The following is a 16,016-nucleotide window of genomic DNA, read 5'->3' on the forward strand; positions in this document are numbered from 1 at the left end:
GTATTTTATTAACAGCAACGTACACTCAAATTTTCTATATTTGAGTTACCTCTTTTTCAAAAAAAATTAGAAATGAATAACAATAGTAAGATTTTATTAAACACTCCTGAATTACGAAAGGAGAGCCAGCTATTGAGTCTTGTTGAAAACCAGACGAAATTCAATCTAAACAATTGTGAGTTCAGCATTTATGAGACTCATAAGGCCGCTTTTGATGTAAAACTTCATTTTGAAAACATTGCATTTACGGCAATGCTGAGGGGTAAAAAACATATGAAACTGGATAATAAGACCAGTTACTTTGATTATTATCCGGGAGAAAGCATTCTGGTAGCCCCGGGAGAAACAATGGTGATTGATTTTCCTGAGGCGGATGAAACTCCTACCCAATGTGTTTCTTTAAGCCTTAATCCTGATTTTATTGAGGATTCTCTCAACTACCTGAATTACCATCTTCCCAAAGCAGATGAAACTTCGCAATGGAACATTCAGCTTGATGAGTATTTTCTGTTTAATAATAAAGCACTTGCTTCTGCCACCAACAATATTATGAGAATTGCCATGGATGATAATTCTCAAAAAGATATCATGGCTGATTTTGCATTGAAAGAACTTCTGATAAGGCTGATGCAGACTCAGGCAAGAGGCATGGTGGAAAAGAATATTGTAAAAAATAAATCCAGGATAGGTTTTGCGGTGAATTATATTAAAAGAAACCTGCATCAGAAATTGTCTATTGACAGTATCGCCAAGCTGGCCTATGTAAGTAAGTCGAATTTCTTTAAAATGTTCAAAGATGAGTTGGGAACATCTCCCAATGATTTCATTTTGCAGGAAAGAATCAGCAAAGCGAAGGAATTGCTGGCAAGCCAGACCAGCATCAAAGAAACCGCTTTTCAGACGGGATTTTCAGATACAAACTATTTTACAAGAGTATTTAAACAACTGGAAGGAGTGACTCCGAAAAGTTATCAGGATAAAATGGTTCTGCGGTAATTCATATCAATGTATAAAAAAGAGCCCCATTTAATGGAGCTCTTATTATTAAAAACAGTAATTACACAATTAGTAACCTTTGTTTTGTTCAATATTCGGATTCGCCTGAATAGCGCTGATAGGAATTGGCCACTGCCACTTGTAGCTTCCGGTCGCAAGAGTCTGTGCAACAGAAGGTGTACCGGTACCATCAGAAAGGTCTCCTTTTCCAGATCTCTGAACAGGAAGATTTAATCTCTTCAATGTATACCATCTGTCATTTTCAAATGCAAGCTCCAATCTTCTTTCTTTTAAAATAGCATCTAAAAGAGCTTGCCCTGTTTCTGTACCAGGAGTAAATGAATTATATCTTTCAGCTCTTAATTTGTTGAGTAAAACAAGAGCCTGTGCACCATTACCGGTTCTATAGTGTGCTTCAGCCACATTTAATAATACTTCAGCTCCTCTTAAATATTTAATTGAAACGATGTTGGCAGGACCTCCGTTTCCTGAATATTTTGTTACATGATTATAATTTTGTTTGCTGTATACACTGGTAGTGAAATAAACAGGTTTTCTCACATCATTATCTGTATATGAGGTATACAGATCATAATCCACAACAAATTCAGATCTTAGGGCCGGAACTGATTGATTATATGCAACACCTACTGTATTTTGTTCTGATGCCGCATTTAACACCTGGAATAAAATTCCGTCCACATTCTTAGCATTATTTTCTTCTTTCCACAGAGAAGTAAAATTTTTCTTTTCAGTAATGCCTGGTGACAGTCCTAATGCCAGCTCTCCATATTCTACAGTCTTAGCATAGTCTCCTTTGTATAGGTATACTCTTGATAATAATCCATAGATAGCAGCTTTACTTAGTCTTCCTTTATCAGCATCATTCTGCGTAATATTATCAGCACCGAATAATAAATCAGCTATAATCTTATCATACACTTGCTCAACAGTTAAATTTCTGGAACCTGTATTGTTGAGAGGATCATATTTTTCAGCGTAATAAATCCCCACACTTGATTTTGCATCTGCAGATTGAGTCGGGATCTTAGAATACGCTCTTACAATATCAAAATGAGCTATTGCTCTTAATGCTCTTGCTTCAGCTTCCAGATTCGTTTTCTGCGTTCCGGATAATACACCGTTATTGATATATTTCAAAACGAAGTTAGCTCTGCTGATCACAAGGTAAGCAGCACTATATAATCCTGTCGTCTGTGAATTATCGGATGAGAATTCAAAGTTCGAAGCAGCAAAATTGGTATTTCTACCTGTAGTTGTACGAACAAGGTTATCAGTGGTAAGATCCCCCATGATAAGCTGGTTTCCTGTATCACTCGTATAATACCCGGCTCCTTTAAGCGCTGTATAAGCACCGTCCATAGCCTGTCTGAAGGTCTCAGGTCTGGTCATGGCCTGCTCCTGATCTTCATTGATTGATGAGATTTGATCTAAATTTCTGTCGCAAGACGTTAACGAAACAAACATGGTTAACGCAGCTAAACTTATTTTTATTATATTTCTTTTCATAAAGCTATTCAATATTAAAATTCTAATTGCAGTCCTACCAGGATTGTTCTTACAGCAGGATAAGTATAAAGGTTATATGCTCCAGGAACGAACAATGCTGTAGATTCACCGGATCCTACTGAAACTTCAGGTTCTCCGTGGAATTTAGTCACTGTAAATAGGTTTTGTCCCTGTACATATGCTCTAAGCTTATTGATTGGAGATCCTTCTCCAAGGAACGCTTTATCAAATGTATATCCTAATGTAAGTGATCTTAATCTTAAGTAATCTGATTTTTCAATCCACTGATCAGAATCACGCATACCGTTTGAGTCAACTTTCTGGAATACTCCTGTATCTCCAGGGTTTTGCCAAACCTGAGCAGCAGCTTGAGCCATATTTCTGCCAGCAACAGCCAATGTTGGATCAACAGCAGCAGCGTACATGTTGTTATAAGTATAACCACCTAGCTTGAATGAGAAATCTGCACTGAAATCAAGTCCTTTGTACTGAACTGTTGTTCCGAAACCACCAAAACTTTTTGGGAACGGAGATTTATCCGTAAGAGGAACTGCATTGGATGCACTGTAAACATCAGTAACATTACCTTCTTTATCATAATACAGAGCTTTTCCGTTACTTGGATCTACTCCTGCAAATCTTACATTATAGAATACGTATGGAGACTCTCCTACTTTTAAATAAGTATCTCCTAAGTTTCTTTCAGTCTGCCCGTCTGCTAACTTGTCAAGAACAGACTTCTGGAAAGAGATATTAGCATGTAGATTCCACTGGAAATCTTTCTGCTTGATCACATCTACGCTAAGTTCAACTTCAAGACCTTTCTGAGACATATCTCCTGCATTGATATACTGGTAGTATCCACCTTCCTGTTTATCCAAAGGTACAAGCTGTACGAAATCTTTTCTCTTGTTCTGATATACTTCTACGGATCCACGAACTCTTCTGTTCCACATTGTGAAATCAACTCCTAAGTTGGTAATTGCGTTAGATTCCCATTTCAGGTTGCTGTTACCAATGATATAATAGCCTTGTGAAGATGTTCCGGGATATGAAGTACCGTTAGTACCATATAAGCCGTAGCTGATATTGTTCACGTTAAAATAATCCGGTAAAGTACCGTCGTTACCTGTTGTACCGTAAGATCCTCTAAGTTTTAAATCATTAATAAAACCTCCTTTCATGAATTCTTCCTTCGCGATATTCCATGCTGCACTTGCAGACCAGAAAATACCACTTTGGTTATTGGCACCAAATCTTGATGAAGCATCTCTTCTCAATGATCCTGTTACCAAATATCTACCTTCATAATCATAGTTTAACATCCCCGCTAAACTGAACAGGGTATTTCTTACTTTAACCCCTGTAAATGTATTTCTGTCAGAAGGTGTTGTAATTGATGGAACATTGATTACCGGAGATTTCAGTCCGTAAGCTCCACCATTCATTGTTTCGTTGTAGTTATCGTTATATTCGATAAATCCTAAGAAATCAAAGTTGTGGCCTCCATATGATTTTTTATAATTAATGGAGTTGTTCCAGGTATAGTTAAATGTATAGAATGAATTTTTGTTCAATGAACCTGTAGGAACCTTGTTCACTGTGATATCAAGGTTTGAACCTTTCTTCAGCCATTGAGTTCCCATATACCAATCGAAAAGTCCGTTAAAGTTTGTTTTAAACTTAAGACCATCGATAATTTTATATTCAGCAAATAAAGTTACCGGAATTCTTAGTCTCTGGTCGTCTAATCTGTAGTTACGGATCTGCTCAACAACGTTAGAACCAGCTCTCATGGTTTGGTTGTAGCTGCCATCTGCATTATAAACCGGCTCATATGGAGCATATTTATACATGGCTCCAAATGGGTTCTGTGTATTGTTTCTGTCTCTGAAATTCTGCGTTTCCTGATACTGAACCCCAAGGTTGATACCTACGTTTAATTTTTCACTCAGTTTATTGGTAAATCCAAAGTTACCAGTATATCTTTTAAGACCATCAATGTCCCTGATAATTCCGTTGTCAGAATCATACCCTAAAGAGTAATAGAAAGTACTCTCTCTGGAACCACCCTGGGCACTGAATAAATAAGACTGGATGCTTGAAGGCTTCAACAGATCTTTCTGCCAGTTGTGATCATAAGCAGCCAATCTATCCATTTCTTCCTGAGATCTTGGTTTAAATCCAAGGTATCCCAATTGATTCTGGAAATCCATCAGCTCTCTGGAGTTCATCATGGTGTAGTTTTTGTCTCTCAGTTTTTCACTGAAACCAAACTTGGTTTCGAATGAATAGTGAGTTTTTCCGGCTTTTCCGGCTTTAGTAGTTACTACCACTACTCCGTTTGCTCCCCTCGCACCATACTGTGCTGTAGCAGCGGCATCTTTAAGAATTGAAATAGACTCTACGTCTGCAGGGTTGATTGCGCTGAACTGTCTTGCAGTCATATACATCCCGTTTACTACATAAGTAGGCTCTGAAGAACCACCAACACCGGCAATCCCTCTTACCTGGATGGTAGCAGCAGCACCTGGCTGCCCGGTAGTACTTTGTACAAATACCCCTGAAGCTCTACCCTGTAAAGAGTTACCGATAGATGTTGTAGGAGAGTTTCTTCTGATTTCATCACCACCAACAACAGCCTGAGCCTGGGTAATTTCATCTGCTTTTTTCTTCTGGTATCCAGTAACGATTACTTCATCGATCTTATTCTCCTTCAGAACAGAATCATTCTTAGATTTTTGCGCAAAAGCAGCTTGTCCCAAAAAAAACAAAGCTCCTGCACTTAATACATGTAACTTCACATTCATATTAACAGATTTTAATATATTCAAGCGACAAATATGTCGATAAATATCTATAACATCAATTCGCTGAATGCTGAAAACATGCTTCCAGAACGGAGAGATTCACATTCATCTTAAAAAAATGATGAGGAATCATTTTGAAAATATTTAAAAATTTAACAAAAAATAAGTCAATTTATATATTAACGGAATTTTAATAAATTTTAAAATTAAAATCAATTTTCATTAATTTAAAATAAATGATTAAAAAAATAAACTTAAAGCATTTTTTTGACTAAAAAATTAAAACCAACCAATTCATAATTTTTAGTAAATCGGAGAAAAATCGGTCTATTTTCTTAATTTTTATATAAAAATTATACCTGTAAAAGCAAAAAAGTCCCTCTTTTAAATAGGGGACTTGCGTTGATTAATATAAGAAGTATATCTCTCAATCTGTTGAAATCTTTTGATTTTTCAGTTTATAATAATAGTTTGCCTTTAATATCCTGGGTTTTGAATAATTCCCGGGTTTGCATTTAGCTCATCCTGGGGGATTGGTAAAGCAAACTTATAACTGTTATTAGGAAGATTGACCGGATTCGCCGCAGGATAATTAGCAGAACTTGAAGAATAATCTGCTGGATCCCTATCAATAGTAACATTAGCTAATGTTCCCAATCTTTTTATGTCTATAAAACGGTGTCCTTCATAGGCTAATTCCAATCTTCTTTCTTTCAAAATACCTGCCCAGGCAGTGGTAATATTTGTAAATACAGGAGGAGTCTGTGCAACAGGAAACCTAGCATCCAAAATAGCTTTTAATGCCTGCCCTACTCCAAGTAAATCTCCAGCAGCGGCTCTTGCTTCTGCTTTAATGAGATACATTTCAGAAATCCTCATTATTTTAAAATCATTATTAAAACCATTCGTTCCTGTAGTAGCAGCAGTAACAGTACCTGATTCAGTCCCACCATGTTTCTGAATAATTAGCTTATCTGTGTTTCTGTAATCAGCAGAGGTTGCATAGTTGGGATCAATAACAGAAGATGGTGCTACAATTACATTTCGCCTCACATCATTTGGGTTTTGATTCAGAATATTAAACAAAGCTCGACTTATTTCGTAGTAAGGAGAACCATTTAAATTGGGAGCAACAGAACACCATCCATTATGTAAATTAGTTGCTTGTGAATTTTGTTGGGCTGTTCTCTTTAATCTGAAAATAACCTCTTTATTGGCTAGTTCATTATCCGTAAAAAAAACTTTTCTGTAGTCAGCTTGATTAGCTAATGTAACTCCAGATGTATTTATTACATTATCCGCCCACTTTTCGGCATTGACAAAATCTCCTTTATAGGCATAAGCGCGGGCTTTCAAACCCTTTGCAAAGTTTTTATTGGCAAAACCATTGTTTGGAGTATACCCGCTCAAACCATTATAAATTGTTAATGCAGCGTCCAGATCCTTATGAATTAGTGCATAAAAGTCTGCGTTTTTAACTCTTGGATTTTCTTTTTCAGCAGGTTCAAATATTCTATCAGCCAATATTCCCGCCAGTGCATTATCATCTTTTAAATTTGTTGAGTAATAAGCCAATATCCTTAAATGTCCATAAGCTCTCATAGTAAGTGCCTCAGCTTTCAATTGGGAGATTAATGCAGCATCGGTGGCATTAACAGGTTGTACACTGTCAGCATATTTAATTACTCTGTTAGCTCTTGCTAATGCTGTATAAGTGCCAACCCAAATATTTCCAGAAAGACCTGAAGAAGGAATCGATAAAAAGATATATTCTTGAGATATTCCCTGTCCTCCGTTTGCATATCCAATTCCAACTTCGTCAGTAAAAACAGAAGTAAAAACAGCTTCTGATCTGTTAGAAAAGAGATTATATGTAGAATTCATAAGTTTTTGAAGATCTGAGGATTGTGTAACAGCTATTTCTTCAGTTAAGGACCCGGGAGTAAAAGGACTTATCAGCTCATCATCACAGGAAGTAAGTAATATTCCCGATGTTATTACGATATATTTAAATATTTTTTTCATTGCAATTTATCTTAATTTATTAAACTAGAATTTAACATCAAAACCAAATGTGACAACTCGAGGTGAAGGATACCTTTGTTGATCGGCTCCGTTTGGACTTTCCACATCATACCCTCGCCATTTTGTAAATGTTAATAGGTTTTCGCCTTGTAATGTAAATGACATGTCATTGATAAAGGTGTCCTTCAGAAGTCTTTTAGGAATTCTGTATCCTAACTGAACATTTCTCAGCCTGATATAAGAAGCATCTACAAGAAATCTATCAGAATTCCCCTGCAATCCAACATTGGCTGCTTTTAGAGAAGGTACGTCTGTATTTGTATTAGAAGGTGTCCAGGCATTTAAAAGATCCCGATCTACATTAAACGAAGCTAAATTATTAGGATTATATAAATCAGACATATCATAATCAAAGCGCTTAAGTTTAGCAACAAATGTGAAAGTAGACGAAACAAAAAAGTTTTTGTAGTTAAAATCGAATCCAAATCCTCCCTGATATTTCGGCAATCTATTCACTCCCATAAGTTTCCTGTCAGAATCTTTTGGACTTTCTGTAGGGTTTCCATCAGCATCTTCAAACAATAAATTACCATCAGAAGGATTTACCCCTAAATATTTATACAAAAAATATTCTCTAAGAAGGCCACCATTCTCAGTTACTACCAGCCCGTCAGATATCCTTCCATTTCCGGATTGAATACCACTTATTTTTTGATTATTGATTGACCCGTTTACTCTAAAAATTAATGAAATATCATTTCCTTTATTTCTTATTACATCATAGGCCAGATTTACTTCTATACCTTTATTTTGTAAAACAACATCTGTATTTCTCACAATACTTAATGTACCTGACACTGGCGCTGTCGGATCAGGCATGTATAAATCATGAGTATCTTTCACATAATAATCAAATGACCCTCTTAATCTCCTTTTAAAGAATTCGAAGTCAGATCCAATATTATACTGTTTTGTTGTTTCCCATCTCAACTCTTTATCACCAAAAGCTATAGCATACCCTTGGTTACCATTATATGTGTTATTGGTTACAGAATATATATTAGTATATCCCGGAGGGTTTAATCCTGCATAAATACTTCCGTCAACAATTCTCTGATTACCTTGTGTTCCATAAGAGGCCCGGATTTTAAATGCATCCACAAATTTTATGTCCTGCATAAACTTTTCTTCATCCACATTCCATCTCCCTCCAACTGACCAAAAAGTACCCCATTGTTTATCTCCAAAAAATCTATTGGTTCCATCTCTCCTAATAACTCCAGTAATTCCGTACTTTTTATTAAAATCATAATCTAAAGATGCAAAATATGAGATCATGGCCCATTTTAACTTCGAAGCACTTGTTGCTGACACATAAAAATCATTATTTGAGGTATCTGCAATATATCCGGCTCCCGTTCCAGGAACAAATGTCTTTGGATCCAGACCTTTCTGTCTGTTATTATTAGTATTGAGTTGCGAATAGTTATATTCCGCATTTCCTTGCAGAGTGAAGGTGTGCTTTCCAAGTACTTTGAAATATTCCAGTTGCCATAGGTTATTAAATAAAAACTCTCGTCTTTGATTCATATCTTCAAAACCTGAAAACTCCTGTGCTCCTTTAAATAAAAATGCATTAAAAGAAAGCGGATATTCTGCCTGATTAAACCAGGTATTAAGATATTGTCCGGACGTTCTTGCTTTCACCGTTAAATCATTTGTAATCTTATAAGATAAATTAGCAGCCATGTCCAGTCTCATTTCCTCCGTAAGATTATTATAATTCACTAACTTATCCATTAGCATTAAAGGAGTATATAACAATGTTCCATCTTTACTATATAAATCAAACAATTGTTGTCCATTTTGGTATAAATCGGGAGATAAGTGTGGAGCGGAACGGTATGCACCTAGAATAAAATTCCTGTTAACAGCTCCTGCATCAAGAATAGCTTCATTATTTTTTGAAAATCCTAACCCTGTTACCAATGAGTACTTAAAGCGTTCAGTCTCACTCTTGCCGTTAATATTATTTCTTACGGTAAATCTCTTTAATCCAGTTGTTCTTAAAATTCCCTCATTTTCGAGATAACCAATAGATGTATAGGAATTGATATTCTGTCCCCCGGATTCTAATGATAAATTATGGCTCTGAGTAATAGCAGGCCTAAAGAAAACTTTCTTCCAATCAGTGTTTATATTATAGCTTGCAATCTGCTCATCAGTCATTTTAGCCCCAGCACCTACTCCATATAGTTTTTGAAGGCTTAAAAATTCTTTAGAGTCAGACAAGTTGTATTTCGGATCTTGTAAAAATGAAATACCAAACTGATTGCTATACCTGACACGCATATTTTGGTTAAATTTACCTTTTTTAGTAGTGATCAATATAACTCCATTTGATCCCCGAGATCCATATTCCGCAATAGCGGCTGCGTCTTTCAATACAGAAAATGTATCAATGTCATTGGGATTAATTGACCTAAAATTATCACTGTTGGAAGGAAATCCATCTATCACATATAGAGGGTCTGAATTACCACTATATGTACCTACTCCTCTAATAACAACCGTAGGTTTTGCACCAGGCTGCCCCGTGCTCGCTGTAACATTTACTCCGGCCAACTGTCCCTGTATAATATTCATTACATTGGCGTTTGGCCTGTTTTCTATAGTTTTGCTATCAATAGTAGCCACTGAAGTTGCAGCGTTCTTTTTGGTCATACTCCTGTAACCAAGAACAACCACTTCATCAATATCACTTACTTTTACAGTATCCTTTTTCAACTTTTGTCCCGCCATTACCTGTCCTATAAAGAACAATGCTCCAGCACTTATAACTCGTAATTTTACATTCATATTAACAGTTTTTAATACATGGAGCAAATATGTTAATAATTCTTAACAGATCCAATTCGCAAAACGCTGTAAAACAAGATATTAAAAAGAATTTAATCCCTAATAAAGATTAATAAATATCATCCCAGATCGTGAATTATTCTTATTAATTAAAAAAAATAAATCAAAATAGAGATTTGGCTATATTTTAACAAGTGAAAAAAAACCACAAGGTTTAACTTTATTTTAAAAAAAAGCATAGGAAATTAACAGAATAAGAATTTTAACTTGAAAAAAATTCAAAATCAAGCAATAAAAATTCACTTAGAAGCATCAAAATGATAAAAATATATCATAGAAGTATTCAAAAAAAAGAAGCACCTCAAAATTTGAGGTGCTTCTTTTACATACTCTATAATATTACTTCTTAAAGCTATAATATCTTGCCCCAATTAAAACCGGATTTTCCTCTTCAATAGAAACAAGTCCAAAGCCTTTGTAATTTTTATTTACAGAATCTTTCAGCTGCTTTCTGTGAAGCTTTTCATAGGTTTCAAAATCAACAGCAGTTCTCTGCTTTAAATTTTCAAATAAATTCCATTTTTCTACTACTTTTCGCCAGTTTCCGGATACCTTTCCGGCAAACACCTTAGATTTCGATCCGCTTCCATATCCCACAAAGCCAATTTCTTTTCCTGAAAGTTCTTCATTTTCATTAAAAGATGTCTGTAAAGCAGAAAGAAATGCCATAAAAATAGAAGCGGTATACATATTCCCGATCTCAGAAGAAGCTCTCTGGGTCTTTTCTATTTTATCATTGATTAATTTCAGATAATTTTCTGACTTAGCGATTGCTTTCTGTTCATCTGCAGTTTCATAGGAAAGGCCATTCTCCAGACTGTAGATTTCTGTGAAAACTCTTTTTCCGTGGAAGGCATAAGGAAGATGGAAGATAATATACTCCCAGTTTTCATATGGTCTATCCTGTCCTGTTAATTCTTTATAATGATAATAAGCTTCTTTTATTCTATCCTGATAGCATTGGTTAGAATATTGTCCGTCAAAAACAGGCTCATCTGTAAAAATTTCAATCTTTTCAGGATATGTTTCCGGAGCGCCATTCAAGTCTTCTTTTTTATATGATCTTCTGGGTTTGAAAAAATCAAAAACACTTTCTGAAGCAACTCCCCAATTATTTTCAATTTCAAGAAGGTCCGGTTTGGATGAAACCAAAAGGGCTACCGCACCACCTCCCTGTGTATATTCTCCTGAAGAAGCCAATTCATATTTTGCATAATCACTGGCAATCACAACTGCTTTTTTATCAGGATTTACCCTCACAAAATCCAGAGCATTGTGTAACGCATCTACTCCCCCTACACAGGCAAAAGTCATATCAAGCACATCACAGTTTCTGAAACATCTTGTTCCAAATTCTTCTTCCAATACTTTTTCCACCATCTGTACAGCATAGGAAGCTGTAGGTTTTGCCGCATCTACAGCACTTTCTGTTCCCAGATATACTCTTGCTATTTCCTCAGGATTGATCTCATAATCTTTTATAAGCTTCAGTAATGCTTCTGCTGCAAAAGTGGCAGCGTCTTCGTGAACATCAGAAAGTCCCATTTTATGAAGACCCAGGCCTTTTTCCAATTTCGCCGGCTCTATCCCTCTTTTTTCTGCTAAATCCTTAATCTCCAAATATAAACCAGGCACATAATAACCCGCTGCTTCAATTCCAAAACTCATAATTGTCTAAATTTTAAACGAATTTATGAAAGATAATGCAAAAAACAGTGGTAAAAAATGCTAATTTTTGCAACATCATTAAAAACCAATGCGTTTTAAAATATAATACAGTAATCCAGAAACCTTTAACAGTAAAAGAAAGCCGGCATATTTGCCGGCTTTATCTATTTACTTATAATTTTCAATTGCTTTATTGATGACATCAATCTGCTTGTTGATACTTGCGGCGTTTTGCGGATTCTGTTTCAGCAGTTCCATTTTTTTGCTCAAGCCATCTTTCAGCGTCTGAACCATCATCATTTTAGCCTGTGGATTGCCTGCCATTTGGTTTTTGGCATATCCTGCTATTTTAGTGACACTTTCAGTAGCTTTCAGGTTATCGGAAGTCATGATCCAGTTGAAACCGTCTTCTGCTGCTTTTCCCAATTCCGGATTCTGGAATTTAATGAATGGATAAAAAGTGGCAAGAGGTGCAATATTTTCTATCTGTGAAGTAATTCTGTTCTTTACAATAACAGGAAGCAATTGTGCCTGCAATTCTTCTGAAGCACCTTTCATATCAATTTTATCAGCAAGACTGTTTGCTCTTGACGGATCAATAGAAAGAAGCGCACCCATTGAACTTCCTTTTACTGCATTGGAAACAGCATTTACACCTTTTTCAAATAAAGGAAGGTATTTTTTGTCTTTTGTTTTTCCTAAAGCAGCAATAGCCGCAGCCTGAGTTAATGTTTTTGGATCATTGGAAACCAGTTTTTCAACTTCAGCACCCAATGCTTTCATTTGTTCAGGATTGGTAAGATCTATTAAGTTTAATGCTTTTATCCTTACTCTGAAGAAAGGATCTTTTAATGCAGCAGCCAATAATTTTACAGCGGCAGGGTTTTTCCCGGCCTGATCTTTAATTCCGTTTAGAGCCAGATATCTGCTTTTAAATTCCTTGGAGTTGGTAAACTGCATCAGATTCTGTTCCGGAGTTTTAGTATCCGTAATATCAGCCAGTAACACTCCGTCTGCATTGATATTGACAAGATCCGGTGTTTTAGAAACATCAAAACTGAATGTATTTTTTGCTTCTGCATTTACCCAGACATTATATCTTTTAGGTTTTCCATTGTCATAGACATCAATAGCCAGAGGAAATTCAAATGGTTTTTCCTGAGTTTGATTAATGGTTACAGCAACCTGTTTTTTTACCGGCTCAAAGGTGGATGAATAATTAATCTTCGGGTTTCCGCTTCCAAAATACCATTGATTAAAGAACCAGTTTAAGTCTTTCCCGGAAACTTTTTCAAAAGACAATCTTAATTGGTGGGCTTCAGCATTTTGGTATTCATTGGTTTTCAGATAATCATTCATTCCGGCAAAGAAGGCATCATCTCCAAGATAGTTTCTCAGCATATTTAAAATGCCACCTCCTTTCTGGTATGTCACAAGATCAAAAACATCTTCACGGGATTCGTAATTGAATCTCACCAGATTTTTATTAAAATCGGACGGATTATGAAGATAATTATTCACATCCGTCATCAGGTGATAATCTGCCTGGTCTTTTCCGTATTTGTATTCATTCCAAAGGTATTCGGAATAGTTAGCAAAGGATTCATTGACAGTAAGGTTGCTCCAGCTTTCTGCCGTTACCAGATCTCCAAACCAATGATGGAACAGTTCATGGGCAATGGTATCTTCCCATGTATTTTCATCGATAAGCTGACCGGGTTTCTGAAGGATATCACTTCCATGAAGAGTGGCTGTGGTATTTTCCATTGCACCACTTACATAATCTCTTCCGGAAATCTGGGCATATTTCGCCCATGGATAGTCATAATTCAGTTTTTTGGAGAAAAAGTCGATCATTTCCGGAGTATTTCCGTAGATCTGTTTAGCATAAGGCTCGTATTCCTTTTCAATATAATAATCAACAGGAATGTTTTTCCATTTGTCTTTTACGATGGCATATTCTCCAACGCCCATAAAGAAAAGATAAGTAGAGTGTCTCTTGTCCATCACCCAATGATCGGTTCTAAGTCCGTTGGATTCTTTTTTAGAATCTTTCATAAGACCGTTGGAAAGCGTTACATATTTATCAGGAACTGTCATATAGATTTCCTGTGTTGTCTTTTGGTTGGGTTTATCAATAGTAGGAAACCATGCCGAAGAAGATTCTGTTTCTCCCTGTGTCCAGATTTGTGTTGGTGTGTTGGGATCTGTTCCCTGAGCGTTTATGAAATACAAACCTTTCGCATCATTGATTGCCATACTTCCCTGTTGTTTCACTTCATTCGGACGTGAGGTATATTTGATGTAAACGGTATAATCCTGATTTCTCTGATAGGTTTTATCCAGCGTAATTTTTAGAACATCATCTTTGTATTCGTATTTTAAAGGAGACTTTTTGCCGTTGTTATCAAGAGCCACTTCATGAATCAGCATTCCTTTTGCATCAAGGGTAAGCTCATTGGTGGCATAGAAGTAAGGTGAAGCGGTAAGCCATTCTTCCCCATTCATCTGTTCTTTCTGATAATCGAAATTCACTTTCAGTTTTGTGTGCTTAAGCTCCGTTACTTTCGTGTGGGTAGCTCTGTATACTTTTTCCCTTCCTGAAGTTTCAGTTTGTGCTGATACATTGGCGGAAAATAAAATTCCAAGTATAGCAATTGATAAAATGGCCTTTCTCATCGGTCTGCTTTATTATTTTTTAGAATTATTTTTTTATGATGATGTCGAAAATATCATTAACAAGGGTTTCATAGTCGCCCTTTTTAAGTTGTTCCTTCGTTTTTGCAAACGCTTTTTTGAGTTCACTTTCCGGATTTTCGTCATCCACTATTTCTGCGGATGCCACACCTTTCAGCTGAAGTACAGCATTTTTCAGTACTTCAATATCTGCATTTTCTTCAATATTAATTTTTAAATACTTCATAATCTGTTCTTAAGCATTTGACATTTATGATATATTGCCTCCCAGCGGATCATCTTACAAAAGAAATCCGGTGAACGGGCATTGTTCTTCCAAATGTAAGAAACTATTGCCAAAAGAAAACGTAGTAAAGGATTTATATTCTAATTCCCTGACTTATGACCACAGACAATATCATCTATTCACATGAAAGTAATAGAAGTAAATTTAAAAAATAAAAAGATATAAAAAATTAAATGGCTACAGGAGCTTTGATCCCCGGATGCGGATCATAATTTTCCAGCGTAAAGTCCTCGAAATCGAAATCAAAGATATTTTTAACGTCAGGATTTAATTTCATTGTAGGAAGTGATCGTGGTTCTCTTCCAAGCTGTCTGTTTACCTGTTCAAAATGATTGTTATAAATATGAACATCTCCAAAACTGTGAACATAATCCCCTACTTCAAGATCACATACCTGAGCTACCATCATCAGCAGCAATGCATAACTTGCAATATTGAACGGTACACCAAGGAAAACATCTGCACTTCTCTGATACAGCTGCAGCGATAATTTACCATCAGCTACGTAGAACTGGAACAAGGCATGACAAGGAGCCAAAGCCATGTTAGGAATTTCTGCAACATTCCATGCTGATACGATAAGTCTTCTGGAATCCGGATTTTTTTTGATCTGGTCAATTACTTCTGTAATCTGGTCTACTACTTTTCCGTCTGCTCCATTCCAGCTTCTCCATTGTGCACCATAAACAGGTCCCAGATTTCCATTTTCATCTGCCCATTCATCCCAGATGCTTACCCCGTTATCATTAAGATACTTAATATTGGTATCTCCTTTCAGGAACCAAAGCAACTCATAGATAATGGATTTCAAATGCACTTTTTTCGTCGTTACCAAGGGAAATCCTTTAGACAGATCATATCTCAGCTGATATCCGAAAACACTTCTTGTTCCGGTGCCTGTTCTATCTGTTTTATCAGTTCCGTTGTCTAAAATATGCTGTAAAAGGTCCAGGTAGTTTTGCATTTTGATAAGGAATTTATGGACCAAATTTAGTAAAAAAAAAGCATCCTGCCTATGGATACTTTTTATAAGAGATTTATGTTTTTTTCGATAAATGAATGTATAGACTACACTCTCAGCCAAT

Annotated in this window: 9 protein-coding genes; 1 reads left to right on the forward strand and 8 read right to left on the reverse strand. The window is 36.0% G+C overall.

Annotated features, from left to right (window positions below):
* The first annotated feature begins 72 nt into the window (after positions 1-72).
* Positions 73-996, forward strand: coding sequence for an AraC family transcriptional regulator (locus tag DEU40_RS12765; protein WP_110010180.1), 924 nt, complete (start codon positions 73-75; stop codon positions 994-996).
* 69 nt (positions 997-1,065) lie between these two features.
* Here DEU40_RS12765 and DEU40_RS12770 read toward each other — a convergent pair whose 3' ends face one another.
* The 8 genes from DEU40_RS12770 to DEU40_RS12805 all read right to left on the reverse strand — a co-directional run bounded on the left by DEU40_RS12770 (position 1,066) and on the right by DEU40_RS12805 (position 15,895).
* Positions 1,066-2,526 carry a RagB/SusD family nutrient uptake outer membrane protein gene (locus DEU40_RS12770; RefSeq protein WP_110010181.1) on the reverse strand — a complete coding sequence of 487 codons (1,461 nt, stop codon included), beginning with the start codon at positions 2,524-2,526 and terminating at the stop codon, positions 1,066-1,068.
* A gap of 14 nt (positions 2,527-2,540) precedes the next feature.
* A complete protein-coding gene (locus DEU40_RS12775; RefSeq protein WP_110010182.1) occupies positions 2,541-5,336 on the reverse strand; it encodes a SusC/RagA family TonB-linked outer membrane protein in 2,796 nt (931 codons plus the stop codon).
* A gap of 477 nt (positions 5,337-5,813) precedes the next feature.
* Positions 5,814-7,361: a RagB/SusD family nutrient uptake outer membrane protein gene (locus tag DEU40_RS12780; protein ID WP_110010183.1), complete on the reverse strand. Its 1,548-nt coding sequence runs from the start codon at positions 7,359-7,361 to the stop codon at positions 5,814-5,816.
* A 24-nt stretch (positions 7,362-7,385) separates the two neighbouring features.
* Positions 7,386-10,220: a SusC/RagA family TonB-linked outer membrane protein gene (locus DEU40_RS12785; RefSeq protein ID WP_110010184.1), complete on the reverse strand. Its 2,835-nt coding sequence runs from the start codon at positions 10,218-10,220 to the stop codon at positions 7,386-7,388.
* 399 nt (positions 10,221-10,619) lie between these two features.
* The gene (locus DEU40_RS12790) at positions 10,620-11,948 is read right to left on the reverse strand and encodes a hydroxymethylglutaryl-CoA synthase family protein (RefSeq protein WP_110010185.1); all 1,329 of its coding nucleotides are present in this window, start codon (positions 11,946-11,948) and stop codon (positions 10,620-10,622) included.
* 168 nt (positions 11,949-12,116) lie between these two features.
* Complete coding sequence (locus DEU40_RS12795; RefSeq protein WP_110010186.1) at positions 12,117-14,627, reverse strand: M1 family metallopeptidase; 2,511 nt, start codon at positions 14,625-14,627, stop codon at positions 12,117-12,119.
* A 25-nt stretch (positions 14,628-14,652) separates the two neighbouring features.
* Entirely contained in the window at positions 14,653-14,871 is a 219-nt protein-coding gene (locus tag DEU40_RS12800; RefSeq protein WP_110010187.1) for a hypothetical protein, read from the reverse strand.
* A 229-nt stretch (positions 14,872-15,100) separates the two neighbouring features.
* A complete protein-coding gene (locus tag DEU40_RS12805; RefSeq protein ID WP_110010188.1) occupies positions 15,101-15,895 on the reverse strand; it encodes a thymidylate synthase in 795 nt (264 codons plus the stop codon).
* Positions 15,896-16,016: the final 121 nt, after the last annotated feature.

Origin of the sequence: Chryseobacterium sp. AG844 (assembly GCF_003182335.1) — a bacterium.
GTDB lineage: Bacteria > Bacteroidota > Bacteroidia > Flavobacteriales > Weeksellaceae > Chryseobacterium > Chryseobacterium cupriresistens.

Coding starts and splice junctions, on each gene's coding strand:
- DEU40_RS12800 (WP_110010187.1), bottom strand. CDS start 14,871: ATGAAGTATTTAAAAATTAATATTGAAGAAAATGCAGATATTGAAGTA.
- DEU40_RS12785 (WP_110010184.1), bottom strand. CDS start 10,220: ATGAATGTAAAATTACGAGTTATAAGTGCTGGAGCATTGTTCTTTATA.
- DEU40_RS12775 (WP_110010182.1), bottom strand. CDS start 5,336: ATGAATGTGAAGTTACATGTATTAAGTGCAGGAGCTTTGTTTTTTTTG.
- DEU40_RS12790 (WP_110010185.1), bottom strand. CDS start 11,948: ATGAGTTTTGGAATTGAAGCAGCGGGTTATTATGTGCCTGGTTTATAT.
- DEU40_RS12780 (WP_110010183.1), bottom strand. CDS start 7,361: ATGAAAAAAATATTTAAATATATCGTAATAACATCGGGAATATTACTT.
- DEU40_RS12805 (WP_110010188.1), bottom strand. CDS start 15,895: ATGCAAAACTACCTGGACCTTTTACAGCATATTTTAGACAACGGAACT.
- DEU40_RS12770 (WP_110010181.1), bottom strand. CDS start 2,526: ATGAAAAGAAATATAATAAAAATAAGTTTAGCTGCGTTAACCATGTTT.
- DEU40_RS12795 (WP_110010186.1), bottom strand. CDS start 14,627: ATGAGAAAGGCCATTTTATCAATTGCTATACTTGGAATTTTATTTTCC.
- DEU40_RS12765 (WP_110010180.1), top strand. CDS start 73: ATGAATAACAATAGTAAGATTTTATTAAACACTCCTGAATTACGAAAG.